Genomic DNA, 24,463 nt, shown 5'->3' on the forward strand with positions numbered 1-24,463 from the left:
GCGGTTCGGAAGATTAGGTCTGTTTCGGGGCGAGTGTGAACACTCCGGGCTCGCCTTCGGTCAGGACCTGGCGGGTGACCATGCGTTTCAGCTTCGCGCGGGCGCCTTCGACGTGTTTCGGTGAGGGCTCGACGCCGAGCGCGAGGCAGATACCCTTCGCTCGCATGCCGGTGGGCGCGGTGGCGAGGACATCCAGAATCTGCTGGTAGGGGCGCTGGCGATCGTCGGGTCGTCGGCGGTGAACTCGGCGGCGGCGAGGGTGCGCAGGGTGGTGCGGGTGACCTTCAGATCGGCCAGTTCGCTGTCGACGCGGGTGAGTTCGGCGGTGAGTGTGGTGATCTGCCCACGGAGCCGGTCGGCGTCCTGGCGTGCGGTGGTCTCGCGTTCGGCGATCAGGTCGAGGACCGTGGGAAGGTTCACCGGTGTCGCCAGGAGGGTGCGCTGGTCCCGGTCAGCCGACGCACGATGATCGCCGTCGACGCCCACAGCGTCCGTGACACGGCCGATTCCGGCCGGCTCTCGTACTCGCGCACGAGACGGCGGTGCAGCATCAGCGTGCCGTAGGTCTGTTCCACGATCCACCGTTTGCGGACCGGTACGAACCCGGGCCTGGTGTCGGAGCGTTTGACGACCTCGACGTCGACGCCCACCACGGCGCCGTGCAGCGCCATGTCCTGTTTGAACCCGGCGTCGACCCAGGCCCGGTCACCGTCGGGGTGTGCTCGGTGACCTTGTCGAGCAGTCGGATGCCGATGGCGTTGTCGGTGACTGACGCCGCGGTCACCACCACCGCGATGATCAGGCCGAGGGTGTCCACGGCCAGGCCCCGCTTACGGCCCGGCACCTTCTTCGCGGCGTCCTTGCCGGTCGTGGCCGCGGGCACGTGGTTGGCGGCGCGGATCGACTGGGTGTCCAACGCGACCGCGCTCGGATCCTCGGCTCGGCCGGCCCTCTCCCTCGCCTGGCAGCGCAGCAGGTCATGAATCACCTGGTCGGTGCCGTCGTCACGCCACAGGGCGAAGTAGTAGTAGACGGCTGACTTCGGGGGCAGGTCGTGCGGCAGGTACGCCCACTGACATCCGGTCCGGTTCTGGTAGAAGATCGCGTTCACGATCTCCCGCAGGTCGTAGTCGCCCCGATGGCCCGAGACCGAGACACGCTTGGCCTTCCACGCGTCCAGGAACGGCCCGATCAGCGCCCACTGCTCGTCGGTGACGTCACTGGGGTATGGCTTTCGATCACCCATGACCGGCCTAACGCCGCAGCCGCCCGACGGTCACGACCAGGATTCACCTTCCACAACATCGAGCAATCACTATCAACGACGAACCTGCCGAAAGGCATCCAACCGGATGCAAGCCATAGATCAACTCAAAAACCCTCGGACCGCCCTCTCAGAACCTACGCTTACCGAATGTCACGCTCTTGTACTTGTCATTGACCACCAAAGGTTGTCGTTTACCTGCGCAAACCTGGTCCACAGCTTGTCGACGCCTGTCACCGGCGGTCGCCACTTTGTAGGGGTTTTCGGGGGGTAAACGGGGGGTCTATCCGGCACAGTGACCGTGATTTGACCGCTGCCCAGTGCCCACCGACTCACGGTCGTGAACCTGGAGTAGCCGATAGCGCCAGAACCGGTAGTGTCACAGGTCGGTCTGATGCATCCGTCGCAGATGAAGGGCATCACGTGGAGCAGCTCAGGTTCGAGAAAAGTCTCGGCACGTACCTCGCAACCGTTGAGCCAGAGAGCATTTGGATCTCCAGAGGGCTTGGGACTCACTGCGTTCGGGCGCAGCTCGCCCTCGCAAACCCTGAAGTCGTAGCGGACGCGGGCCGACTCCTTCACCTAGAGACGACGCTGTACGCCCCAGTTACCAGCGGTCCCCGCGCGCCCCTCGCGTCAAAGAACGTCTCGGTAGCGTTCGGAGCGCCGGCCGAGGTCCGGAGGGTTGAGCTGACGTACCTTTTGACGAATCCGCAGTTTGCTGGCGCTGGAACAGAATCGTCTCGGCGACTTGCGCTTAGAGCTTCAGATCCGCGGTTTCCTACCAGGGGCTCCGGGCTTCGCCGGCTGCCCGGACGTAACAACGTATCTCAGCGTTGCTGAGAGCAGATGGCGTCAGCAGCTCGAATCGCTCGGCCGCTCGGCCGGAGTGGAAGCCTTCGTGCCGTTCCCGGATGACGACGACCCCCTGCGTGGCATAGCCGACTTCTTGCGGGAGGCGCAGCGGCAACTGGCCGGAAATGAGATTCGTGCAGCGATGGTTCACGTTCGCATGGCGCTGGAGGGAATCAAGCAGCAGACGAGCTGGCCCTGGCCTGGCAAGAAGGACAGGGAGCAGTGGACCGCTGGTGAGCGGTGGGCGCGAATCCGGGCGACGCTGGAGGACCAAGCAAGCGGCACGGTACACCTTCAAGGCACTAAGGATTACCAGTACAGTCGGGACGAGGTCGAAACCCTGATCGTTATGACTGCTGCGCTGCTCCGGATCGTCCCGCTGAAGCAGGCATTGGCTCCAGCGCTGCCGGAGTAGGTCACCACAATCTCGCAGTAGATACCTCGGCGAAGCATGACCGCTGTGCGACGCTGCCAGCCGGCCGCTAGAAGGACGTCTCGGAGTCGAGCTTGTCTATCTAGATTGCGATGGTACCCAGAAGGTAGTTTGCCCGGTCGTTGTCGATCGTCTCTACCGCATGAGTGAGGACGGTATGGGGGTTGCGCTTGTCGGGGCGAGGTTGGGGGTTGCGGTCGTCGTCGGGCTCGGCCGATCTGGCAAGGATGGTGTACAGGTCCCGGGACATGTGCTCACTCCGTTGGATGAAGGCCAAGGGGCCGGACTTGGTTGTGTCTTCGCCGCCGTGACGAACGGCCAGATCACTGCATACAACAACGCCGCTGTCACGGCTAGTAACACACCGTCACGAAGCACGGTAATTCGGGTGCGGACGGTTTCCTCACCCAACCCCACCGCGTGGGCGTAGCCGAGGGCCGCCTCACGCAGCACGGGCATCGGCCCACCTGCAAGCTGCCGCGTCTCCAGGCGTCCAAAGTCCGCGCGGGAGGTAAGCAGTGACGCGGCACCGCCGATAGTAAGCACCACCAGCAGGGCGCTGATGGCCCAAACGACCCGCGCGGGAACACCGAAGAGAAAGACACGGTTGGCGCTGGTCGCCAGCACCGCGAGTTCAGCAAGACCGATCGTCAGCAGCGTGGCGGCACGTGACCGGGTCTTCTCAAGATCTGCGAGTTGGCGATCAACCTGGCGGCGACCTTCTTCCACGATGATCTTGAGGTCATCCGGCGTGAAGCGTTCGATGTCTGCGGTGAACGACACTGGTTGCCCGAAGGTTGGAACCTCGACGCCCGGTCGAAGCACCGCCAGCACATACCAGCCGTAGACGCGCGCCTCGGCGAGCCGACCCTTGACGACGTGCACTACCGTCCTGCCAGCCAGTCGGCGAGGGCGCGAGCAACGGCCGTAGTCGCGCTGCCGGGTAGGAACAGCCACTGCCCGCCGGGGTTCAGGTCGAGGAATGCGGGGCCGTCGTTGTCGACAACCCAGTCCTGGCTGCTGAACCCGACGCCCAAGTGGGCGGCCAGTCGCACGGCGGCGATTCCCACTTCCGTCCACGCGGAAGAGACCTTGAAAGCGTGATGAGCGGGTTGGTGCTCACGCCAGTCGACCGGCACGTCGGTACCGTCGAGTTCGGTCACCCACGCCTGATCATGAACCGTCACGACCCGTAAATGAACCCGCGCACGGAGGAACTGCTGGGCGAGGAATGGGGAATCGAGCAGATCGGCACCGACGATGTCGGCGGCATGAACGGGGCGTACGTAAACCACGTTCTGGCGTTCGTGATCCTCGAAATTTCCGGGACCTAACGGCTTGAGGACGAATGGCTCACCTAATCGCTCCGCAAGCTCAGCTGCGTCACCGCTGACCAGGGTGGCCGGATACCGGATGCCAGCCTCACGAGCTGCGCGATACTGCACCAGCTTATTCTCAGCGGCGAACAGTTCGTCAACCGGCGTCACGAGTGTCAGTGAAGGGTCGCGCAATAGGGCAGCAAGGAGGACCAGTCGCGAGGACAACACGGCGGCGTCATGTCCACCGAGGATCGTCCCATGGTCCCACCCAGCAGGTGCGAGTCGGCGAAGCCAGCCTCGAGCGGGTCTATCACGGCTAATATCGACCGTGCCGCCGGCTTCGTCGACCAGCACCATACGGATTGGGTCCAGACTCTTCAGACCATCGCTCAGCGTTGTGGCGTCGATGACCACCGTGCCTCGTGCGGGAAGTAGTTCAGCGACCGCTTGGACGTGAGGATCTGCTCGGTCTCCCACGAGGATTGCCGGCATCGGGAGAATCATGGCGCGATGGAGCCCAACAAGGCCCCGGCGCGTTCTTCGTCGGTGGTCTCGGCTGTTGCGGTGAGGCTCGTCATAGGGCCAGGACGCGGCCGAGGTCTCGGCGCGTCAGGTCGCGCATCAGCACCCGGCTGTCGGGATCCATGTTGGTGCTGTTGCTGTGCCAGCAGTCGATACAGATTCATCAGGGTGACAAGTCCTTCCGTACACTGCGTCCCCCCGCGAGCATCCGTCGCTTGGACGGCACATGCTATCGGGCGTCACGGCCCTCCACTCTGTCGGCCAACGAGCTAGGAGCTGAGGGCGTCCGGGGTTCACGTATTGTTACTTAGATATCTTATTGATCAAGTAAAGGCGGTTTGAGATGAATCGCCGCTTCCTGCCTTATGGACACTATGCCTCCAGTCCCCGGAACTCGCCACGCGGACTTCGCCGCCGCCCAGCGCGTCGCGCCGTCGGCATGCTGCCAGTGCTGGCGAACGCATCGATCCAGCTGCGCCCTGCACTATCCCGTGACGCTTGGGTCGCGGTGGTGCTGCCCGCCACAAGTTGAGAGCCAACGCTCGTGCAAGTCGTCAGCCCGCAAGGCGAACCCCAGCGCGGCGGCCAGCGGCTGGTTGAAGATCTGCTGGTGCACGTCGGGCTGCCGGCGGAGATAGGTGATCGCCGTCGTTGTGAGCTGGATGGCGGCCGACAGCAGCGGCTGGGGGCGCGGGCGCGCCGCCTGGAAGTTGGGCTCGAAGCCGCCGTCGACCTGCACGAGGTGATTACGCAGCAGGTCGTGCCAGGTGCCGTGTACGGCGCCGGACCCGGCACGAAACGCCGGATACGCCGTCGCGCCGAAGGCCATCTCGATCCGATCCAACGCGGACGGCCAGTTGATGCGGCGGCGGCCTGGAAGCTGATCGAGGTCAACTCCCGCTGCCTTAGCAGTCTCGTTGATAGAGACGCGTATGCGGGCCTCCATCGGGAGTTCGATACCGCCGTTGAGCACCTGTTGGCGCTCAACGACCTTCAGGAACTCGCGTTCGGCGATAAGACTGTCCTGCAGGAAGGCGAGGTGCCGTATTCCGTGCTCGTCGTCCCCGCACAGGTAGGACAGGTTCGCCAGCGTTTCGATGAGTTCCCGGTTAAGGGCCAACTGCTGGCGCCCCTTCAACACGCACACGTCCGCCAGTAGGTCCGTGCACAACTTGCAGGCACGCACCAGTAGGCCGCACCGGATCGCGGCGTACAGACCGAGCGGTTGCCCGGGCACGATTCCGGCCAGCGCGCTGGCCAGACCGAGCGAGCTCTTGAGGAGCTCAACAGAAACACTCATGAACGGGTTCTCGTCGCCCGCGTTTCGCAACGTAAGCCAGTCGGGCTCGAATACATGAAGCTCGTCCATCGCGATTTGTCTTGACGTCCAACTCACGCACTGATGGTAGCTCCCAGCCCGCCGAGGTGGACAGCGGTTTCTAGCTGGGCTGCGCCCGCAGATACTCGCTGTCAGCTCTTAACGCGAGTATTGGGTAAACGCGCACTACCGTAATTACGATGCTCTTCCATCTCGACTCGTCGATACGAGATGGAGGCGAGCGTGGGGTACCAGGATCCAGGTGCAGCAGACGTCATCAGACGCACTACGGTCCGGATACCCTACCTACCCGACGCCCAGTTGGCCAAAGTGGTTACCTCCGTACCATGATCGGATCGCGTCGCAGCGGCATTCGCCATGGTCGCCAGGCTGCCGGACGGGACGGGCTTGATCGGCTGACGAAGGTGGACGTGGATGGGTGCGGCACCCCACCGGCTACACACCGAGGTCGACGCAGATGTGTACGACGTGCTGGAGCGGACAGCCGCCAGCCGAGGTACCGATATCAACGGCGCGCTGCGCTACCTGATCGAGGTACTGGCGATTCCGGCAGTGCGACCCGCCACCGATGACGAGGAGTGACAGAGAAACGCGCGCTGCCGATCCGCCGACCGGCAGCGCGCGTTTTCAAGCGCCAGTGCTGCCTCCGACCCTGGCAAAGGGGGCGACACTACTCGTCTCCGTCGTCGTCAGCCAGACTCTCCAGGTCCAGCGTGCTTGGTACGACCGTGATGATGAACTCACCGGTAATCCGGCCACGGATTCCATCAGCGGTTGCAGTCCAGGTAGCGGTCAGCTGCGTACCTGGCTCCTCGTGTACGAGTAACGGCACCAGTTCCAGGGTCTTCGTTTCCTCGGCGCGCAACTCGAAGTCGTCGTACTCGATGGTGACGGAGCCGGTGTCTCGCACGATGTACGTGGGGCCTGGGCCTGGGTACACGGGCGTGGGGATGTACGACCCCAAGCTGAAGTTGTTGAGCTGGATGGGTCCGCGGAACGTGGGGGTGCCGGAGGGCTTGGGGGCACGAGGTGGATCCGGGCGGTCACCCTCCAGGGCCTCGACCAGCTCCTCGGGGAAGCTCTTTACTCGCCCTGAGATATGAACCGCGAGCCGAACGCCAACGAAGCCGACGTCGGTGGGATTGATTACCGCCACACTCACCGAGGCTGGCTCGTGCCGGAACAAATCCCAAGCTCCACGATGCATGAAGGCCTCTTCCGCGTCATGGATGTACTTCTCGACCTCCTGGGCGTACTGCTCCTCGGTGCGCCTATCGGGAACTCGCTGTCCTAGCAGCCCACCGCGTGCCCCCACCAGGTCAACGCCGAGCTCACGCTTCCCAGACCGGTAGCGCGCTGCGAGAAGACCCGGCCGGTGCTCATTCACCCATCGACTCACCGTTTCCCGGATGTCAGCCGCCTTCTCAACAGTCGAGGGGACAGGCGCCACGGACAGCTGAAGACGTGGGGTCCGTTGAAGCAACCTGGCCTGGAGCTTGTCGAAGTCGTCGGGGTTCGCCGGGTCGGTACGGCCTGTGTGCCGGACGAAGATCGTGGCCGGTTTGAACTTTTCGGTCTGCTTACGGAGGATGTGAATAGGATCGCCGGGCTGCGGCGGGTCCACGATCACGACGAGTACCTGTTTCTCGTCGACCGCGATGTACTCCGGTGTCCAGCTAATCGCGGTGCCGACGTAGGAGCGCACCTTGCCAACTAGCTTCTCCGGGTCCACGGTTACCACGCCATTGATCGATCCGGGCTCGACCCCGACGAGGAGGTAGCCGTATCCGTAAGCCCGTCTTCCGGCGGCAGCCGGCTCACGGTTGGCCAGCCCGATGATGGCCTTGACGACCTGTTCCAGCCCAGCCGACGTGCTTAGGTCGAGGCTCGACTTCCATTCGATCCAGAGGTGCTCGTCGTCCGGTTCGGCGCTACTGACAGCCCGAACGAGGTCGGTGAGCTGGCTCGGGCGAAGCAGTGGCGTGGAGGTGTCGATCTGCAGAACCACGCGATCAACGATAGGGCCAGCCTCCGACGAAAGCACAGACGTTACTGACAGGGATTGGCCGACCGCAGGTCAGCGGCGTCGGCAGTGCCCCGAACAGCAACCGCTGCGCGGTGCGCTGCGGGATGCCAAGCATCCGCGCCAACTCCACCCCGAGCCCACGCCGATCCCCGGCGGGACGGATTGTCTCTCGGGGTATACCCGCTTCCCGCAGCCGTCAGCGGCGGAGGTGCAGTTCTCTCAGTAGCTGTCCAAGCAGGCCAAGATCGATGGAGTGAGGCCCTGGTAAGACCGGGAGGCCGGGAGGGCCGGGGAAGCCACCTGCGCTGTTTCGAGCCGACGCTTGCTGCAGAGTTCTATACGCACCTCGCCGAGCTCGGCCTTGGCCCAACCGTATGCAGCAGATGACCCGGCCGCGACGGGTGTGCGCACGGCACGCATGGCCCCGGCTCGTCGGGGGTGTCCCGCGATCAGTGGCGTGACATGGTCGAGGCGTTTGTCGGCAGGCTTGGCGACGCCCACGTGCTTCACGCTTTCTGAAGAAGACGGCACGACGAAGCCGCCGCGCTCTACGGGCGACTTCGTCGTGCCAGGCGATGAGCATCACCAGTCCCGGCTCTGATGACCCCGTCCGCTGTCCAACCCCTCGGGAGGGGGGTTGAAGACGAAATCTCGGTACGAGCGATCCGGGACGAGACGCCGGCCCGCCTGAGCCTTCTTCAGCCAGTCGACAAGCTCGACGATGTCTTGCTCACGCATGCCTTCGCTCCGGAGTTTCCCGGCGAAGGCATCAGGCGCGACCCCGTACCAGCGGCGGCGGACGTTCATGAGATCGGCCTTGAACATGGCCTGCTCGTTCCACTTTAGGTGGTTGTCGTAGCCTTTGGCCTTCAGGGCGAGGTACTCGGCGATGCTGACGACGCTGGGTGGGAGGTCTTCAGTGTTGGCCATGGGCTAGTTGTACCGGTCGGAGGTGACACCCATCGCGACGCGGCTGCCCTACCGCGATTCGGCCGAACCGGGGTCGTCACGCACGTTACCTGTCGGTGGTCGCGTGTAGCGTGTGCGCAATCTGTTACCGGCGGTGAGGAAGATCAGCTATGGGCGACGCTGCCGCATTTCGTGATCAGCTCCTGGATTGGGTGTACGACAAGGCGAACGGCACCTCCACCGAAAATGTGCCCATCATGGAGTTCGCAGAGAGCGTCGGTCTGGATCTCGATGGTGCGTACACGCTGCTCTGGTACTGCCGCGACGAAGGGCTCCTCAGCGACAAGGGCTCGGGCATGGGCGACCCCTGCGGCATCCTCACCGCCTTCGGGATCGCCTATGTGCGAGAGCAGCAGCGCCGTCGGGCCGACCCTGCGCTGCGAGCGCGCGCGTGCCGGTCGGGTCTGCTGAACTGGTTCTACCGGCAGCGGATCGCCCAGGTGCACATGCCGATCACCGGGGAGTTTGGCAAGGACGACGGGTCGGTCTGGGAGGGCGTCCGGTTCTCGGACGTCGAGATCCAGGAAGCGGCCGAGTACCTATCCGCCAAGGGGTTGATCAAGGGGACCGAGGTCGACCAGCTTCGCGGTCCCGTACGCGCCGAGATAACCACTGATGGCATCGACTGCGCGATTGACTGGGAGGGCAATGTGGCGGACTACCTGCGTGATCAGAAGGGATACGGCCCGACGATCAACCACGGGCCGGTGTTCCATGGCGCTTCTCAGGGTGGCCAGTTCGCGTGGGGCAACCGCGATGTGACGCAGCAGCAGAACATCGCCGAGCGGGTCTCGCCGGAGTTCCAGCCGCTCGTGGAAGCGGTTGTGACGATCCTTCAGCAGCTTCCCGGCTACGGGCTAACGCCGCGTGATCAGCAGGACATCGAGGCCGCGGCGAACGAGGTGCTCGCCGAGGTGCAGCAGGAGCAGCCCGAGCCGGGCAAGCTTCGTCGCGGCGTCGCCATGCTTAAGGGCTTTCTGTTCCCGATCGCGAAGGAGGCAGCGACAGAGGAAGCGCGGCAGCTGGCGCAGCATGGCCTAGATGTACTGACCAGGCACGTTGGTTGAGGTTCCCCCGCTTTGATGGAGCGGTTGATGTTCCCCGGGTTTGGTGGAGTCGGTTTGGTTGACTTTCGTGCGTTTCGCTCGTTGAGGAGTGACGTGCCGAGGAGTTACCCACCCGAGTTCCGCCGAAAGGTCCTTGATCTACTGAAGGTTGGCCGATCGGTGGCCGACCTGGTCCGGGACCTGCAGATCAGCGACCAGACCGTCTATACCTGGCGGCGCCAGGAGTTGATCGACACCGGGCAGCTACCCGGGATCACGTCGAGGGATCAGGTCGAGTTGGTCGCCGCGCGGCGTCGTATTGCCGAGTTGGAGACCGAACTTGCGGTTCACCGTCGTGCCGCCGAGTTACTCAAGGAGGTGGTGCCCCCAAAAGGTCGGTACGCGGCCATCAAACAGATGGCCGCTGAGGGGTTGCCGGTGAACGTGTGTTGCCGCGTCTTGAGGGTGTCCGTGTCGGGCTATTACGCCTGGCTCGGCCGACCGCTGTCGGCGCGGGCGTTGCGGCACGCCTGGCTGATCGAGCGGATCCGCGCGGTCCACGTCGCGTCGCGAGGCGTGTACGGCGCAGGCCGGGTCCACGCGGAGCTGAGGCTCGGGCAGGGGATCGTGGTCGGCCACAACGCGGTGGAGATGTTGATGCGGCGGGCCGGGATCAAAGGCCTTCCCCACCGACGGCGTCCCCGGCCGAAGCATCAAACTCCGACCGCGGCGGACCTGGTCAACCGCGACTTCAGCCGTGTGGAGCCCAACCGGCTCTGGGTTACCGACATCACCGAGCACCCGACCAGGGAGGGCAAGGTCTACTGCGCGGTCGTGCTGGACACCTACTCGCGGAAGGTCGTCGGCTGGTCAATCGACGCCACGCAAACCGCCACCCTCCACCCTGGTCACCAACGCGCTGGGCATGGCGATCAGCAACCGCCAACCGCAACCGGGCACGATCATCCACTCGGATCACGGAGTTCAGGGCGGATTCCAGTGGTCGTCGCAACACCCTAATCGAGGGGTGTGCCATGGGAAGACCTGCGGGCTGGACGACGACGGTGACGGGAAGGCCGGCGATGCGGTCGCCGGGTCGGCCAGGTGTGAACGAGCATCGGGAGGTGCGGCGGCAGTTCTGGCGGCGGATCGCTGAGGGTCTGTCGAGCGAGGAGGCCGCGGCGGCGTGTGGTGTGTCGCAGTCGGTGGGTGGGCGCTGGTTTCGTCAGGGTGGCGGTATGTCGCCTTTATCGCTGAGACCTCTGTCGGGCCGCTACCTGTCCTTCGCCGAACGCGAGGAGTCCGCCCTGCTCAAAGCTCAGGGCGAAGGCGTGCGGGAGATCAGCCGGGCGGTGGGCAGTGACGCATCGACGATCTCGCGGGAACTGCGCCGCAACGCTGCTACACGGGTGGGCGCGCGCACCGACTGGCCGCACCGCCAGGTGTACCGAGCTGATGGCCAAACTCGGGATGCGCAAGGTCCGGCCGTACGACGCCCGGCACGCCTGCCTGACATACCTCGCCGGGGTCGGCGTCCCCGACGTCGTGCTCGCCGCCTGGGCCGGCCACGCGGACGGCTGCACGCTCGCCAAGCGGGTCTACGTCCACCCCGACAGCGGCCACCTCGATGTGGCCGCCGACCACCTGGAAACAGGGCTGTTCGGGTGACGCCAGGACCACAGATTGAAACAGTACGAGCGTACGTGAGACGGAACAGCGAAAGAGCCCTGATCCGAGTAGGTGAATCAAGGCTCTGACCTGCTGAAACTCTGTCGGGACGGCCGGATTCGAACCGACGACCCCTTGACCCCCAGGCAGGTCTAGCGACGGCTGCCGGACGATACCGCCTCCTGCCGAATATGCAGGTCATCGGCCAGGCGTCGGTCCGAGGCAGGTCGGGCTCTACCGGGCCTTCCCGGGCCGTCCGTGAGACGGTTGTGAGATCTCACGGGCGGCCCGCCTGCGGAGAAGCGCTAGAGAACGGCACCAGCGCCTCTCCGCCACCGAACGCTCGAGGCACAGACCTCTCAACAGCTTGTACGACTTCCTCCCGCGCCCTGTGCTCCGACGCACGTGACTGGCGTTGGCGTTAGCGACCAAGCTGTCGATTCAGCTCCTCGAGCATGTCGGTTATCTCAAGTCGGCTGGCGGCGGCTGGCATGATCCGCGTGGTGCCGTAGGCGAGCTCCACCAACGCCGAGCGCGCGGCGGCAAGCTCGGCCGCAGTGGCGTGGAGCTGATGCCAGGATGCGTGGACTGCTGGGACGACGTCGTTGCGCAGGCGGACGGCAAAGGCCCGAGCCACCTCGGCGTCGGTGCCCGTCCGAGTGTTCCACTCGTCGTCTCCGAGATCCACTAGGGCAATGTCGATGACGTCCGCCAGCAAATGGAGCATCTGCGCGTCTCCGGCGAGCCGGACGTCGGACGCGGCAACCCGGAGAGCGGTACGAACAATTGGCACGTCGTCCAGGCCTGCGTGGCGCTCGCCCAGCATGAACTGGATGTTCTGGTGTTGCCAGCCACACGCAAGTTGCAGGGCCGTCATGTCATCGGCACTGACGGTGTCGATGGCGGCGCCGGCCAGCAGGAGGGTAGCGATGACCCGTCGTTCGTTGCGTTCGACTGCGTGCATCAACGCGGTTCGCCCTTGCCCGTCGCGGGCGTTCACGTCGGCGCCGGCTTCAAGGAGCACGTCGGCCGCGGCGTGATCGCCTCGACGCGCCGCCACCACGATCGCTGGTGTGGCATCGGAACGCTGTTGGTTGGCGTCCGCTCCGTAGGCGAGGAGAAGTCGTAGCACCGCCGGTGCGACGGGTCGCGTCACCGCGGTGATGAGTGGTGCTTCCTCGTTCGGGACGGGGGTCGGTCCCGCTTCCAGCACTACCCGTAGCGTCGCAAGTGCTGTTGGTGTCGGGCGGAATGCGGTGTGGGACAGGGCCTGGGTCAGCACGCTCGGCCCGGTGGCGGGTTCCGCCGTGAGCGCCCCATGGGCGATAAGAAGCAGCACCACCTCCGTGTGCGCCTCGAGTACGGCGGCGCGCAACGGCGAGGCGGTGTAGGGATCGGCGGGGCCGATGCGCGCGCCGGCGTTCACCAGCATGCCCACGATCCCCCGCCGGCCGCTGCGCGCTGCCTCGGCCAGCACCGATCCTCGGAAGCGGCCAACCGGAACGTTCGGGTCCGCGCCGTCGGCCAGCGCTTGCCCGACGGCCACCTCGTCCCCAGCCTGCACAGCGTCGATCAGGCGCTGATCGGCAGCCTCGTTCATCGATCATCACCCGTCATCTCAGTGAACGCTCGCAGATGCAGCCGTGCCGCAGGGTTGCTGGCGAACCAGGCGAAGAAGTCGTTGTCCGCATCAAGGCCGGCACCAACCGCGTCACACCAGTCCTGCCGATCAAGCACGGCCAGGTACTGCCGGACGAGGTGGTCTCGCTGTTCATGGGTGCATCCGGATCGCTGCGGAGTCTTGTCCGCCAGATGGTCGGCGATGACCGCGGCGTCGACGTACCTGTTCAGGGTCGGTGTCTGCCGGCCGAGGCGAGCCACGTGCGCGGCGAGGACATGAGACGCCGGCGGATAGTGCTCGAGGGTCATGCCCATGCCACCGCAGCCCGCCATTATCTTCAATAATCGACCGGTGTGGTCGACCAGGGCATCGTCGGTCTCAGCTCCCGTGATCGCTTCGTGCAGGTGAGCTGCAGTGGCGACGCGGCCGGCGAAGTAGCCGTTGAGGTAGTCGCCGTCGCAGGCGTGGCGCAGCAGCCATCGACGCGAGGCGTATGCCCCCTGCTGGCAGAGCGCCTCGATGACGTAGACCCGTCCCCAACCGGCAACACGCTGGGCCAGCCACAACAACGCATGTTCGCCTCCGCGGCGACGTCGCAGCGCCTCCGCGGCCAACGGCCCAAACCTGTCCGACAGCAGCCCGATGGTCTGAACCAGCGGGATGTCTTCCTCCGCCCAATCCGTGGCGAGCAGTGCCAGCCCAACAGTGGCTGAGCATCGATCAGTGCTGTGCCGCACCAGCCACCGGCCGGTCTGCCGCACCCGCTGCCGGTCCGCGCGCAGCGCCGCTGCCGCGATGTGCTCGTTGTGATGGATCGGGACGTCCGCCTGGCAGAACGCGTCGGCGAGTTCGCTCGGTGGCGCATCGGCCTTGCCGAAGTGCATGTCGAGGATGGCGGCAACTTCGACGCCGCGGAGGCGCTGATCTTTCCGGGTCTGCGGGCGCTGCCGCCGGTAGCGGTGGCGTTCGTCGTCCGGATAGGGCTCGCCATCACGCGGCAGGGGCGAGTCCGGATCTTGCTGATGCAGGCGCAGGGCGTGTTCGAACAGGGCGGTCTGGGGTCCGAGCGATCCAGGCTCGGTCGTCACGTTCACCGGCGGACGGATGACTCAATTCTCTCGATCATGGCCGGGATGATGCCAGTCCGGACCGACCAAGGCAAGGCGCGCTACGCCGAATCCCTCGACGGTCTGGTGGGTCTGCTGCGCCGGTAGGTGACATCTGAGATGGCTGGCCGCGACTGGGCGGAACAGCGTCGTAGCGATGATCTCAGTCGAGCACCTGAGCCTCGACGACCACGGATGAGGGGTGGCCGTCTTGCGCACGTGTAGGCGCGATGGTGTGCGCCTGCGCAGTTCCGCGACGTGGCTGACAGTCCGACAGGGCGGCCACCGGAGCGCAAGGCGTCGAGTACCTGATCGAGTGCCTCTTGATCGAGACTGCCGAAGCCGTCGTCGACGAACAGGCTACCGATTTGGGTGCCGTCCGCCTCGGTTAGGACGACATCGCTGAGGCCGAGGGCGAGACACAGCGAGACCAGGAGAGTTTCTCCGCCGGAGAGCGTGGCCGGGCGGCGTTCCTGGCCAGACCAGTGGTCCTGTCGGCGGTCGACCTGGTCGAGGTACGGCTTCAGCTCAACGATGCCGATCGGGGCACCGTGCCGGTGCGCCAGGTGATGGAGAACACCAACGTCCTGACCGGGACGCTTGCCCTCGGGGCGCTCGGCGCCATACCGGCTGACCGGATCGACGTCCGGTACGGGTACGGCGACTTCACCCGGTACGCCCGCTTCACGGTGGTGCACGGCTGCGACGGCGGGACGGCCACCGTGGTCGGCACGGTGGGCGACGACCTGATGCGTGGTACCGCAGGGCCCGACGTCATCGTCGGGCTCGGCGGGAACGACGTCCTGCTCGGTCTCGACGGCGACGACGTGATCTCGCAGGACGGCCCCACCACCGGTTGACCGGGGCGCCGTCGCGGTGATCGGGCCCCGACGGCACACCCAGGAGGACGTCGGGCGACCGTGGCACGGTCGCCCGACGTTTCCGTTTCCCGGGCACCGCGTGCGTGGCACAATGCGGCGGCCGGTCCGTGTCCCGGACACGAGCCACCCCCGCGCCGATCGCCACCGCGTGACGGCGCTGAGGAATGACCTCCGACCTGCGCGCCCGTCTCGACGTTTCGTCAGCCCGTTCTATCATCGGCAGTGGCTCATTACTGGTGGAGAGGCGGTCCGGTGACTCACAGCACTGTGCAGCAGCCCATGGCCGTTTCACTGAGCGAGCTCGTGAGGCTGGCGGAAGAGGGCCAGTTCCGCGTCGGCGCATACGCCCGCCCGATTGTGTGGGGGCCCAAGCAAACCGTTGCCTTCTTCGACTCCGTCTCCCGAGGTTATCCCACCGGGCAGCTGCTCTTTGCTGAGCAGCCAGCGGGCGCAGAGGAGATGGAGCTGGGCGGCGTGGCGGTCCACGCTCCAAGTAACCCTTCTGCGTGGGCGATCATAGACGGCTTTCAGCGCCTGTCAGCGCTCGTCGGAGCGTGGCATGCGAAAGAGGATTCCCCCTACTTGCTCTGTTACGACCTCGAGAAGATGCATTTCGCGACCGGGCCGCCGCAGCACCCGCTGATGCTGCCGGTTCCAGTTGCGGTGCACCGGCGTGAGCTTCTGGACTGGCTTCGCGAACGGCCTTTTCTCTCCGAGAACGACCGGAGTGAGGCCCTGAGCCTGGGCAGCCGCCTGGCCGGCTATGCCATGCCGGTCATCGTGATGCGCGGTTTCGAGGACGCCAGCGCTCTCCATGAAGTGTTCACTCGCATCAATCGCGGTGGTGTCAGCCTGGCTCAGGCGGATCTGGATCGTGCGCGCAAGCGGCCGAGGAAGCACGACGGCGGCGTCGAGGCTCTCTCGTCACACAGTGAGAGGTTAGGCTTCGGTCGCCTCAGCGAGGAGCTCGCGGCTCAGTGTGTGGTCGCCGCCCTTTCCCCCCGCATTGATGCGCCCGCCGCCAGGGCTGAGGCGCTGCAGCGGTACCGTTCCGCTTCACGGCACACTCCGGTGGCGGGCGAGACCCGACTACCCGAGGCACTCAGCGCAACGGTGCGATGGTTGCGGAAAGACGGCCGCATTCCCCATGTACGACTGTTGCCCGCCGGGGTGGTGCTTCCGGTGCTGGTCCGGTTCTTCAGCGTGTTCAGCGCTCCAGACCCTCATGTTCGCGAGTTGCTGCGGCGCTGGGTATGGCGTACGGACGTCGTTCGAAGAGAGGCCGACGAACGACGGGCACTCGAGGCGGTGGCAGACACCGCAGCCGGCGAGGTCCAGAGACTCCTCGATTCCCTTACGCCAACGAAGAACAGACGGTACAGAGTTGACCTGCACGCCACGGGACTCGAGTCGCCGGAGGGCCGGATGAACGTGCTGGGCCTCCTCGGGGCACAGCCGCTCCTGATCGTGCCCTCCAGACAGTTCAACGAGTTGCCGGGTGCTCCGCTGACGGACAGCGGGATCCTTACACCGTGGCTGGACAGCGCGGAAGCAATGCTTTGCCAGGTGACAGGTCTCCCCGTTGCGGAAGCAGCGACGCTGGGGCACTTTCTCCTGCATCCGCCCGTTTCCCGGGAGCAACTACTGGAATCCGTTATGGCGCTGCCGCCGGGGCACGAAGCATTGGAGAGCCAGTTCATCGATGACGTGAGCGCTGCGCTGCTACGCCAGAGGCGATTCCATGAGTTCGCCCTTCGGCGTGATGAAATTCTGAGCGCCGCGATCAGTCGTCGGATCCAGTCCTTGGCGCGCGTGGGGTTCCGCGAAAAGGGACGTCTTCCGACGTTGACGGGGGACGGGTATGACGGCTAGCACCGCGAGGGCCCGCGTTTTGCTCGGCGACCGGTACGTGGGCGTTCTCCATCACGCACAGGGCCGCACATTCTTCGCCTACGAGGATCTGGAGCCTGATCACCCGGTACTTGGTCTACCCTTTGAGTACAACCCCGACGTAGCTTCCCGGCCCGTGACCGGTGCACCCAGCTGGTTCGCCAATCTCCTGCCCGAACGCGAGTCCGCGCTACGTAAGATCTACAATCAGCAGCTCAATCGACGCGACGTTCCCGACTTTCTGCTTCTGCTTCACCTCGGCCGCGACCTTCCTGGCGCTGTTCGGGTGGAGGTTGAGGACGGCCTCTCCCGGGACCTGATGGAGGCGCTGGAAGAAGCTCAAACCGCTTCTGTGGTTTCAGCAATCGGGTTTTCGTTGTCGGGTATGCAGCTCAAGTTCTCGATGAAATCCGAGGGAGACACCTTTCGCCTCCCCGACCCGCATGAACTCGGCGATTGGATCGTGAAGCTACCGAGCAGCGTGCACGCCGAGCTTCCCGCCAATGAGCGCGTCGCCATGGCCTGGGCGGCTGCCATCGGCATCGACGTTCCCGAGAATCGCCTCGTTCCGCTGCCAGCTCTGCAACGACTTCCCCAGGAATACCTCGGCAACGGCGAACATGCCTTCGCAGTTCGCCGCTTCGACCGCACCGAAGCCGGGCGAGTGCATCAGGAGGACTTTGCCCAGATCTTCGACGTCATACCGGCCAGCAAGGACCGTGGCAGGCAGGAACTCATCGGCGAAGTTATTTTGGAGAATTGCCCCCAAGACTTTGACGAGTACATCCGCCGTCTGGTGTTCTGCATTGCCGTCGGCAACAACGACGAGCACCTCAAGAACTGGTCGCTGCGATACGCGGACGGGCGCACGCCCCGGCTGTCGCCCGCCTACGACCTGGTCGCCGTCACTTCGTACCCGCTATACCGACGTAAGGGGCTGACCCTACCCATCGCGGGACAGACGGACATGCGGTACCTGACCAGGGAACACTTCCGGCGGTTCGCCGAGAGCCTACGGGCCAACGGTGCGGATCCATCTCGAGTCGTGGAGGTCGTGGACACGACAGTGCAACGACTGCATGAGACCTGGCCGCAGATCCGGGACATCGCTGGTGCGCCGACCTTCATCATTGAGCATGTGGAGCAACGGATCAGCAGCCTTCCACTCCTACGCGCCTCGTGAGGCGTGGGGTTGACCCGGTTTGACGGACAGGGTCGATGAGTTGGTCTCACGCTACTTTGGTGGTTGACCTGCGGGGATAGGCGGTCGCTTCGTATTCGGCTGGGCTCATGTAGCCCAGGGTGGAATGCCGGCGGCGGGTGTTGTACCAGCCCTCGATCCAGTCGAAGATCGCCGCGCGGGCCGCGGCGCGGGTGGGCCAGGGCCGCCGGTCCAATAGCTCGGTCTTGATCGTGGCGAAGAACGACTCCGCGAGGGCGTTGTCCCAGCACTGGCCCCGACCTCCGACCGACAGGCGCACCCTGTGCCGGCCGGCGAGGCGGGCGTACTGGGCGCTGGTGTACTGGCCCGTTTCAGGATGTCAACGTCCTCACGCAGCCGGCGGTTCTCCCGCCGCAACGCCGCCAACTCGTCCCGCTCCGCGCTGGTCAACCCGTCCGTGCGGCTGCCGGCGTCGAGGTCGGCCTGCTTCACCCACTCCCGCACCGCGGTCTCGATCAGGTCGAAGTCCCTCGCGACCTGCACGACCGTCCGGTCACCCCGCCGGCACACCTCGACGATCTCCGCCTTGAACTCCGGCGTGAACGCCCTGCGCGGCCGGCGTGGCTTCTTACCCATGCCTTCCATGATGAACATCCTCCCGAGGAGCACTGAGTTCCCCCCGCTTTGATGAAGCGGGGTCTACCCCGCTCCCGGGGGAGGCCACCAAACCGGGGCAGTACCGCCTGCGATGAACATGCAAGACTCCTGAGGCGCAACGGACTCGGGGAGGAGCGGCCGGTGGCTGACGACGCGCCGACGCCGGTTCACCTGTCGAAGGTGCTGGACGGCGTTGCCGAGAACCCCGCGCTGCCCGCCGGCTTGGTCCGCCGCTTGGTGGGATACCGGCGCGGCTTCGGTCACGTCGCCAGGCGCGCCGACCTGACCCTGGACGTGATCGAGGAGATCCTCGCCTCGGGTCATCACGGCTGCTGCACTCGCTCGCACTCAACCCTCGGTTGCCGAACGCCATCCGGATGCGATTGGCCGCGCACGCCGATCCTGCCGTCCGGGCTGCCCTGGCCGCTCGCGCCCGTGACGCACCCCGCGAACTGTACGAGCGACTCATCGACGATCCGGACACACGGGTACGGGAATACCTTGCCGAACGCGACGACGTTCCGGCCGATCTGCTGGCCCGGCTCGCCGGCGACCCTGACCCGCAGGTCCGGACCACGCTCGCACGGTGGTGGACGCAGGCACCCGAAGCGGTCCGGCGGGTCCTGCTCACCGACCCCGTCGACGAGGTTCGCGCAGCCGCATGCGCGACCTACTACGCCCGGTTACCGCATCCCGTACCGCCCTCCGAGCTCGTGACGAGACTGCTCGCCGACCCGGTTACCCACGCCGGAGCGGTACGCCACGCAATCCTGACCCCGCAACTGGCCGCACAGCTGGCCGATGACCCCGACCACCAGGTTCGCCGCCAGCTCGCCAAACACCCGCAGCTCCCCCACCAGTACGCGACCTGCTCACCGACGATCCCAGCGCGAACGTACGCGTCGGTATCTTCGGCCGCCGGGACACGCCCGAGCCGGCACGCCACCGGATCCATGAGGACATCCAGCAGGGCGAGCGCCCACTAACCGACCTGCTCAACGACGAACTCGACGAGGATGCCCTGCTGCAGCAAGTCGAAGACCACATGGCCCTCGCCGAACTGCGCCACCTGCGACTCGACTGGGTCACCGCAGACCCGCTGCCACACCTCTCCTCGCCATACATCTGCTTCCGCCGCTCCGCGGCACGCAGCCGGGCGCTGCCGGCCGACGCGGTCATCCGGCTACTCAACGACGACGACAGCGGCGTACGTACGACCATGGCCACCCACGCCCCGCACCTGGTCGATCCGGCCACGGTCGAGCGCATCGACCGTGAGTTCCAGCCGGACAAGAAGACGAACTGGCGTCCGGCCGACGACTTCACGTTCCCGCCGCAAACCCTGCGCCGGCTGGCCACCGACCCGGACCCACGGATGCGATGCCTGGCACCCCGAGATGAGGACCTGCCCGTCGAACTGACCGAACGTCTGGCCACCGATCCCGAGATCGTAGTTCGCCACGCAGTCGCCGGGCACCCGAACCTACCTGTCCACGTACGCCGCGCCCTGCTCGCAGATCCAAACGAATGGGTAGCGCACGCCACCGCCGCGGCACCGACCCTGCCAGTGCCCGAAATGGATCGGCTCCTCACCCTCGCAGGCATCTGACCGGAAACCTCAGCGGACCGAGACGACTCGAACCCCACGAGAACCTCTTACCGAAAGTCGCCGCCAGACTCACCTCTTGGTGATCTGAACGCTACTTCAAGTGTCGGCCACACGACATCTTGGACGGCTTCTTGTCATCCCGACAAAAAGCTATGGTCGAGCGGTGCCCGATGACACTTGGGAACCACCCCGGATCCTGCTCACCGTCGATCTCGTGATCCTCACCCTGCGCGGGGGGCGTCTGCACCTGCTTCTCGTGCGGCGCGGCGTCGAGCCGTTCGCTGGGCAGGCGGCGCTGCCTGGTGGGTTCCTCGCCGATGAGCGCGAGGACATCCTCAGCGCCGCCCGCCGGGAGCTGCGGGAGGAGGCGGGGCTCACCGACATCCCGTACCTGGAGCAGCTCGGTACATACGGCGGCCCCGACCGCGACCCTCGTGGTCGCGTAGTCTCCGTCGCTCACCTCGCCGTCGTGCCGCGCCTTCCCGAGCCCATCGCCGGAACCGACGCCGCAGCCGCCGAGTGGACGCCGGCCGACGATGTACTCGCCGCGCGGGTGCCGCTCGCCTTCGACCACCTACGCATCGTCGTCGACGGGGTGGAGCGTGCCCGTTCCAAGCTGGAGCACACAGGGCTCGCGACCGCTTTCTGCCCCGAGGTCTTCACCCTCACGGAGCTGCAGCAGGTCTACGAGGCCGTCTGGGGCACTCCGCTTGACCCCCGCAACTTCTACCGCAAGGTCCAGGGCACGAAGGGCTTCGTGGTCCCTGCCGGTCCGCCCCGCGCCACGGGCACCGGCCGCCCGGCCCGCGTCTACCGCGCCGGTCCGTGCCGGAACCTCTACCCACCCATGATCCGCACGGCTTCGACCGTCGCAGCCGGAGGAGACGAGAGATGATCAAACCTGTGGTCGTGCTCACCGCACTGGACCTCGAGTACAACGCAGTCCGCGAACGTCTCACGAAAGTCGAACCGCACGTACATCCGATGGGCACGCGCTTCGAGCGTGGCACCGTGACCGGAGGCTCCTGTGAGATCATTCTCGGCCTTGTCGGCAAGGGCAACCACCCCTCCGCCGTCATCGCCGAGCGCGCCATGACCGAGTTCGATCCGGAAGCGGTCATCTTCGTCGGCGTGGCCGGGGCGCTCTGGCCCTCCATCGGCCTTGGTGACGTCGTCGTGGCCACCCACGTGTACGCCTATCACGGCGGCACTAGCGAGAGCGACGCGTTCCGCACCCGACCTCGCGTGTGGGAGATTCCCCACGCCTGTGATCAGCTCGCCCGGCATCTTGAGCGGGAGCGGGGCTGGGCGCGGGGCCTCGCCGGAGGAGTGCCCCAGGTGCGGTTCGGCCCGATTGCGGCTGGGGAGGTCGTCCTCGACTCGGCGTCCTCGCCCGAGGCGACGCGCATTCGTGATCACTACAACGACGCGTTGGCGGTGGAGATGGAGTCGGCCGGGGTCGCCCAGGCCGCCCACCTGAACCGCTCGCTGCCGGCCGTCGTCGTCCGAGGCATCAGCGACCGTGCCGACGGGACCAAGGTCCACACTGACGGCGAGAACTGGCAGCCGCGTGCCGCCGCCAACGCCGCGGCCTTCGCCCTCGCGCTCGCCCAGGAGCTCGGGGCGCAGTATGGCTCCTCCCCTCGCCGTCCTCGGAAAGAAGCAGGTGATGCGTTGATGTCCGGCTCCGTCAGAAACGTCGCCAAGGGCAACGCTCACGTCGGATTTCAGGCGCATACCGTTCACCACGCGACCGTCTACGGCGCGCCGGGCGGTCCCGGCCGGGAGACCTTCCAGGACCAGCTCGCAGACTTGCGCGCCTCGCTCCGTAAGTGCCATGAGGCGGGTGACGTAGACACGGTCACGTACCGCGCGGCGGAGCAGGAGATGGACGCCGCCGCCGCCGACGTGCCTCCGGCCGACGACGAGGCACGCAGTCGTGCGACCACGGCCCTGCGGAAGCTGCGCGGCCTGCTGCTGGACTGGACGGACCTCGCCACGCGGGTCGCGGGACTCATGGCGGCTCTGCGGGATTTGTCATGAGCGCCGGGCCGCAGGAGAGGTCGTTCACCAATGTCGCGGACGGCGAGGCCCGGGTGGGTTTCCAGGCCCAGGAGGTCCACATCGAGGGCGGATACCACGTCAGCGACGACGACCCGCCTGAGCGGCAGTTCGAGGTCGGCCTCCGCTATCTAGAGATCAGCGCCCCGCCCGAGGCGAGGAAGCTAATCATGAAAGCGGTCGCGCGGGGCTACAGGAACTCCCGCGCCTACTTCTATCTGGCGCTCGCACTGCTGAGCAGCCGTACCGTGCAGAGCCTGACGGACCAGGAACTCGCGCAGTTGGCACATGTGCGCCGCTGGGCGGCGCAGCGCTCCGAGGACCCCTGGGCCCGGGGCATCAATGTCGTCGGCTCTCTGCTGGACTCGCTGCCGCAGACCACAGCGGAGACTCCCGACCCGGCCGCCATCGGTGTGGTGGTCAAGGAGTTCGAATCGCTCTACCCGCCCCTACAGGAGAGCATCCTCAACCATCTCGAAGTTTTCCTGGCCGGCCCGCACCAGGACTGGACCTGGCAGAAAACGTTCGCGGCCGCTCGGCGGGACAGGACGGCCAACGACCGGGCGAAGCGGGTCTGGAAGTTCTTCCAGCCCAAGCCGATCCCTCCTCGGCAGGTTCCGCCGCCCCCGATCCGCACCGACGCGGCGGACTTCCTGCGCGCCTTCGGCGGCTCGGCACTGCTCCTCGTCACGGGCCTAGGGGTGGTCAATTACGCCTGGGACCACTCGTGGCTTCGCTCGGCCGGCTACCTGACGGTGTTTCTTGGAGCCGTCGTCGTGGCGGTGCGGGCGGGATTCACGATCAGGCTGGCTCAGCATCGACGCCGGGCGGCCCGCCAGCGTCTCACCTTCACCCCCCAGCGTGCTCCCAGACAGTCCGACCGGTTTGCCTCAGCGATGGACTCCCTGTTCGACCGCTACTTCGGACGTTACCTGCCGCAGGGCATGGCCCGGGAGACGTGGCTGGTGGAGACGGCGGGCATCCGGCAGTCCCTCCGCAGCGAGCTGGTCGAGCTGTACCGGGAGCAAGCGGTCGACGCCAAGCGTGTCGCCTGGCTAGTGAGATTCCTCGCCAGCGACGTCAAGCGGCTGTGGCTCAGCGGTGAGCTCACGGCGGATCCCGAGAACTCCCGAGTGCCATCCTCGACGCGGACCGCCTTCGGCGCGGCCGTGTTCGCCCTGGTGGTTGCCGGGCCGCTGCTCCTGTGGCAGGCCCTCGTCGAAGCACCGTTCACGACGGCGATCGCGACGGCCGGCGTCGTGACCGGGGCTCGGCTCGCCATCCAGGGCTGGCATGCGCTCCTTCTCGAGCGCCACCGCTACCGGGACGACTTGGTCCGGGTCCGGCACGACTATGAGGACCGGCGCGCGGCGTACGACAGGTGGGTGCGCAAGTTGGAATCGAAGCCGACCGACGCGGAGATGGCGCACTGGCTCGACTGCGATCGCAAGATCCTGGTCCAGGACACGCTGCGGCACTACCGCTTGGCCGCGCAGGACGTGATAGCGCACGCCTTCATCGAGGCGCCCGTGCCCGGGTGTAAACGGGCCCGAGTCAGCAAAGGACCCTGGCGCTACTCGCGATACAAACTTCTCCTCTTCCTGCTCACCAAGGAAGGCGTCCGCCAGGTCACGGTCACCCTCGACTTCGAGACCACGGAATTCGGCGATCAGCAACGCCTCACCTACCAGTACAACTCGGTCGTAGCGGCACACGTCGTCGATGCCCGCAACGGCGAGAAAAAGCTCTCCCTGACCCTGACGAACGATCCCCGGGACGAGCTGACGATCACTGGTGAGTGGCCAGGCATGCCGGAGCTCGGCGACGACGACCGCATCGCCTCCCAGGTCTCCCTCGACGCCTCAGGCCTCGAGCGCACCCTGCATGTGCTGGAAGGCATCGCCGCCGAAGGAAAGGAGTGGATCACCCACGAGCACCGCCGGGAACGCGCCGGCCTCCGGCGGCTCGTCGCGGCGATGGAGGATTGACACATGCGGCGCTGCCCACTTCGGGGGTCAGGGGGTCTGCTGCACCG

23 protein-coding genes and 4 pseudogenes are annotated in these 24,463 nt (G+C 66.0%); 15 read left to right on the top strand and 12 right to left on the bottom strand.

Annotated features, from left to right (window positions below; genetic code table 11):
- Positions 1–13: 13 nt before the first annotated feature.
- Both ACH4T9_RS19000 and ACH4T9_RS19005 read right to left on the bottom strand, forming a co-directional pair.
- Positions 14–420 (bottom strand): annotated as a pseudogene (locus ACH4T9_RS19000) (hypothetical protein).
- Positions 417–1,246 (bottom strand): annotated as a pseudogene (locus tag ACH4T9_RS19005) (IS5 family transposase). Before ACH4T9_RS19005 ends, ACH4T9_RS19000 begins: the two co-directional pseudogenes overlap by 4 nt.
- A 736-nt stretch (positions 1,247–1,982) precedes the next feature.
- On the opposite strand from ACH4T9_RS19005, the gene ACH4T9_RS19010 reads away from it, so the two are divergent.
- Positions 1,983–2,534, top strand: coding sequence for a hypothetical protein (locus ACH4T9_RS19010; RefSeq protein ID WP_396672131.1), 552 nt, complete (start codon positions 1,983–1,985; stop codon positions 2,532–2,534).
- Between the two features lie 153 nt (positions 2,535–2,687).
- Here ACH4T9_RS19010 and ACH4T9_RS19015 read toward each other — a convergent pair whose 3' ends face one another.
- From ACH4T9_RS19015 to ACH4T9_RS19025, 3 genes are all read right to left on the bottom strand, one after another.
- Positions 2,688–3,437 (bottom strand): hypothetical protein, encoded by a 750-nt coding sequence (locus tag ACH4T9_RS19015; protein WP_396672130.1) that lies wholly within the window; start codon positions 3,435–3,437, stop codon positions 2,688–2,690.
- Entirely contained in the window at positions 3,437–4,285 is an 849-nt protein-coding gene (locus ACH4T9_RS19020; protein ID WP_396672129.1) for a hypothetical protein, read from the bottom strand. The genes ACH4T9_RS19015 and ACH4T9_RS19020 overlap by 1 nt, the downstream gene beginning before the upstream one ends.
- 592 nt (positions 4,286–4,877) lie before the next feature.
- Complete coding sequence (locus tag ACH4T9_RS19025; protein WP_396672128.1) at positions 4,878–5,789, bottom strand: DUF5677 domain-containing protein; 912 nt, start codon at positions 5,787–5,789, stop codon at positions 4,878–4,880.
- Between the two features lie 357 nt (positions 5,790–6,146).
- Between ACH4T9_RS19025 and ACH4T9_RS19030 the strand changes: the two genes are divergently transcribed.
- Positions 6,147–6,314: a hypothetical protein gene (locus ACH4T9_RS19030; RefSeq protein ID WP_396672127.1), complete on the top strand. Its 168-nt coding sequence runs from the start codon at positions 6,147–6,149 to the stop codon at positions 6,312–6,314.
- A gap of 88 nt (positions 6,315–6,402) precedes the next feature.
- Here ACH4T9_RS19030 and ACH4T9_RS19035 read toward each other — a convergent pair whose 3' ends face one another.
- The gene (locus tag ACH4T9_RS19035) at positions 6,403–7,740 is read right to left on the bottom strand and encodes a helix-turn-helix domain-containing protein (RefSeq protein ID WP_396672126.1); all 1,338 of its coding nucleotides are present in this window, start codon (positions 7,738–7,740) and stop codon (positions 6,403–6,405) included.
- Positions 7,741–8,340: 600 nt separating this feature from the next.
- Entirely contained in the window at positions 8,341–8,688 is a 348-nt protein-coding gene (locus ACH4T9_RS19040; protein ID WP_396672125.1) for a hypothetical protein, read from the bottom strand.
- Between the two features lie 149 nt (positions 8,689–8,837).
- Here ACH4T9_RS19040 and ACH4T9_RS19045 point away from each other — a divergent pair, with 149 nt between their 5' ends.
- The 4 genes and pseudogenes from ACH4T9_RS19045 to ACH4T9_RS19060 all read left to right on the top strand — a co-directional run bounded on the left by ACH4T9_RS19045 (position 8,838) and on the right by ACH4T9_RS19060 (position 11,441).
- Positions 8,838–9,794, top strand: coding sequence for a hypothetical protein (locus ACH4T9_RS19045; RefSeq protein ID WP_396672124.1), 957 nt, complete (start codon positions 8,838–8,840; stop codon positions 9,792–9,794).
- Positions 9,795–9,821: 27 nt separating this feature from the next.
- Positions 9,822–10,793, top strand: a complete 972-nt coding sequence (locus tag ACH4T9_RS19050; RefSeq protein WP_396686849.1) for an IS3 family transposase — start codon at positions 9,822–9,824, stop codon at positions 10,791–10,793.
- Between the two features lie 218 nt (positions 10,794–11,011).
- A pseudogene (locus tag ACH4T9_RS19055) lies at positions 11,012–11,158 on the top strand (helix-turn-helix domain-containing protein); the annotation flags it as partial.
- A 70-nt stretch (positions 11,159–11,228) separates the two neighbouring features.
- Positions 11,229–11,441: a hypothetical protein gene (locus ACH4T9_RS19060; RefSeq protein WP_235967266.1), complete on the top strand. Its 213-nt coding sequence runs from the start codon at positions 11,229–11,231 to the stop codon at positions 11,439–11,441.
- A 421-nt stretch (positions 11,442–11,862) separates the two neighbouring features.
- Here ACH4T9_RS19060 and ACH4T9_RS19065 read toward each other — a convergent pair whose 3' ends face one another.
- Both ACH4T9_RS19065 and ACH4T9_RS19070 read right to left on the bottom strand, forming a co-directional pair.
- Positions 11,863–13,041: an ankyrin repeat domain-containing protein gene (locus ACH4T9_RS19065; protein ID WP_396672122.1), complete on the bottom strand. Its 1,179-nt coding sequence runs from the start codon at positions 13,039–13,041 to the stop codon at positions 11,863–11,865.
- Positions 13,038–13,946, bottom strand: a complete 909-nt coding sequence (locus tag ACH4T9_RS19070) for a hypothetical protein (protein WP_396686842.1) — start codon at positions 13,944–13,946, stop codon at positions 13,038–13,040. Before ACH4T9_RS19070 ends, ACH4T9_RS19065 begins: the two co-directional genes overlap by 4 nt.
- Here ACH4T9_RS19070 and ACH4T9_RS19075 point away from each other — a divergent pair.
- Positions 13,941–14,276: a hypothetical protein gene (locus tag ACH4T9_RS19075; protein WP_396686843.1), complete on the top strand. Its 336-nt coding sequence runs from the start codon at positions 13,941–13,943 to the stop codon at positions 14,274–14,276. The two genes, ACH4T9_RS19070 and ACH4T9_RS19075, sit on opposite strands and share 6 nt — an antisense overlap.
- On the opposite strand, the gene ACH4T9_RS19080 is transcribed toward ACH4T9_RS19075, so the two are convergent.
- Entirely contained in the window at positions 14,231–14,734 is a 504-nt protein-coding gene (locus ACH4T9_RS19080; RefSeq protein WP_396686850.1) for an SbcC/MukB-like Walker B domain-containing protein, read from the bottom strand. The two genes, ACH4T9_RS19075 and ACH4T9_RS19080, sit on opposite strands and share 46 nt — an antisense overlap.
- On the opposite strand from ACH4T9_RS19080, the gene ACH4T9_RS19085 reads away from it, so the two are divergent.
- From ACH4T9_RS19085 to ACH4T9_RS19095, 3 genes are all read left to right on the top strand, one after another.
- Entirely contained in the window at positions 14,654–15,028 is a 375-nt protein-coding gene (locus ACH4T9_RS19085; RefSeq protein WP_396672120.1) for a hypothetical protein, read from the top strand. The genes ACH4T9_RS19080 and ACH4T9_RS19085 overlap by 81 nt on opposite strands.
- Before the next feature lie 300 nt (positions 15,029–15,328).
- A complete protein-coding gene (locus ACH4T9_RS19090; protein ID WP_396672119.1) occupies positions 15,329–16,921 on the top strand; it encodes a DUF262 domain-containing protein in 1,593 nt (530 codons plus the stop codon).
- Positions 16,911–18,122 carry a type II toxin-antitoxin system HipA family toxin gene (locus tag ACH4T9_RS19095; RefSeq protein ID WP_396672118.1) on the top strand — a complete coding sequence of 404 codons (1,212 nt, stop codon included), beginning with the start codon at positions 16,911–16,913 and terminating at the stop codon, positions 18,120–18,122. Before ACH4T9_RS19090 ends, ACH4T9_RS19095 begins: the two co-directional genes overlap by 11 nt.
- 46 nt (positions 18,123–18,168) lie before the next feature.
- Here ACH4T9_RS19095 and ACH4T9_RS19100 read toward each other — a convergent pair whose 3' ends face one another.
- Positions 18,169–18,420, bottom strand: a complete 252-nt coding sequence (locus ACH4T9_RS19100; RefSeq protein ID WP_396672117.1) for an integrase core domain-containing protein — start codon at positions 18,418–18,420, stop codon at positions 18,169–18,171.
- An 80-nt stretch (positions 18,421–18,500) separates the two neighbouring features.
- Positions 18,501–18,755: pseudogene (locus tag ACH4T9_RS19105) on the bottom strand (transposase); the annotation flags it as partial.
- Between the two features lie 362 nt (positions 18,756–19,117).
- On the opposite strand from ACH4T9_RS19105, the gene ACH4T9_RS19110 reads away from it, so the two are divergent.
- The 5 genes from ACH4T9_RS19110 (at position 19,118) to ACH4T9_RS19130 (ending at position 24,416) form a co-directional block, all read left to right on the top strand.
- On the top strand, positions 19,118–19,744 hold the full coding sequence (locus ACH4T9_RS19110) for a hypothetical protein (protein ID WP_396672116.1): 627 nt from the start codon (positions 19,118–19,120) through the stop codon (positions 19,742–19,744).
- 59 nt (positions 19,745–19,803) lie between these two features.
- Positions 19,804–20,367: a hypothetical protein gene (locus ACH4T9_RS19115; RefSeq protein ID WP_396672115.1), complete on the top strand. Its 564-nt coding sequence runs from the start codon at positions 19,804–19,806 to the stop codon at positions 20,365–20,367.
- A gap of 163 nt (positions 20,368–20,530) precedes the next feature.
- On the top strand, positions 20,531–21,262 hold the full coding sequence (locus ACH4T9_RS19120; protein WP_396672114.1) for an NUDIX domain-containing protein: 732 nt from the start codon (positions 20,531–20,533) through the stop codon (positions 21,260–21,262).
- Complete coding sequence (locus ACH4T9_RS19125) at positions 21,259–22,410, top strand: purine phosphorylase (RefSeq protein ID WP_396672113.1); 1,152 nt, start codon at positions 21,259–21,261, stop codon at positions 22,408–22,410. The genes ACH4T9_RS19120 and ACH4T9_RS19125 overlap by 4 nt, the downstream gene beginning before the upstream one ends.
- Complete coding sequence (locus ACH4T9_RS19130; protein WP_396672112.1) at positions 22,407–24,416, top strand: hypothetical protein; 2,010 nt, start codon at positions 22,407–22,409, stop codon at positions 24,414–24,416. The genes ACH4T9_RS19125 and ACH4T9_RS19130 overlap by 4 nt, the downstream gene beginning before the upstream one ends.
- Positions 24,417–24,463 lie beyond the last annotated feature (47 nt).

The organism is Micromonospora sp. NPDC020750 (assembly GCF_044334565.1).
GTDB lineage: Bacteria > Actinomycetota > Actinomycetes > Mycobacteriales > Micromonosporaceae > Micromonospora.

What these genes read in the sequence shown, in the direction of transcription:
- ACH4T9_RS19030 (WP_396672127.1), top strand. Translation starts at nt 6,147, where the DNA reads ATGGGTGCGGCACCCCACCGGCTACACACCGAGGTCGACGCAGATGTG.
- ACH4T9_RS19040 (WP_396672125.1), bottom strand. Translation starts at nt 8,688, where the DNA reads ATGGCCAACACTGAAGACCTCCCACCCAGCGTCGTCAGCATCGCCGAG.
- ACH4T9_RS19045 (WP_396672124.1), top strand. Translation starts at nt 8,838, where the DNA reads ATGGGCGACGCTGCCGCATTTCGTGATCAGCTCCTGGATTGGGTGTAC.
- ACH4T9_RS19050 (WP_396686849.1), top strand. Translation starts at nt 9,822, where the DNA reads ATGTTCCCCGGGTTTGGTGGAGTCGGTTTGGTTGACTTTCGTGCGTTT.
- ACH4T9_RS19060 (WP_235967266.1), top strand. Translation starts at nt 11,229, where the DNA reads ATGGCCAAACTCGGGATGCGCAAGGTCCGGCCGTACGACGCCCGGCAC.
- ACH4T9_RS19065 (WP_396672122.1), bottom strand. Translation starts at nt 13,041, where the DNA reads ATGAACGAGGCTGCCGATCAGCGCCTGATCGACGCTGTGCAGGCTGGG.
- ACH4T9_RS19070 (WP_396686842.1), bottom strand. Translation starts at nt 13,946, where the DNA reads ATGCACTTCGGCAAGGCCGATGCGCCACCGAGCGAACTCGCCGACGCG.
- ACH4T9_RS19090 (WP_396672119.1), top strand. Translation starts at nt 15,329, where the DNA reads ATGGCCGTTTCACTGAGCGAGCTCGTGAGGCTGGCGGAAGAGGGCCAG.
- ACH4T9_RS19095 (WP_396672118.1), top strand. Translation starts at nt 16,911, where the DNA reads ATGACGGCTAGCACCGCGAGGGCCCGCGTTTTGCTCGGCGACCGGTAC.
- ACH4T9_RS19115 (WP_396672115.1), top strand. Translation starts at nt 19,804, where the DNA reads ATGGCCCTCGCCGAACTGCGCCACCTGCGACTCGACTGGGTCACCGCA.
- ACH4T9_RS19125 (WP_396672113.1), top strand. Translation starts at nt 21,259, where the DNA reads ATGATCAAACCTGTGGTCGTGCTCACCGCACTGGACCTCGAGTACAAC.
- ACH4T9_RS19130 (WP_396672112.1), top strand. Translation starts at nt 22,407, where the DNA reads ATGAGCGCCGGGCCGCAGGAGAGGTCGTTCACCAATGTCGCGGACGGC.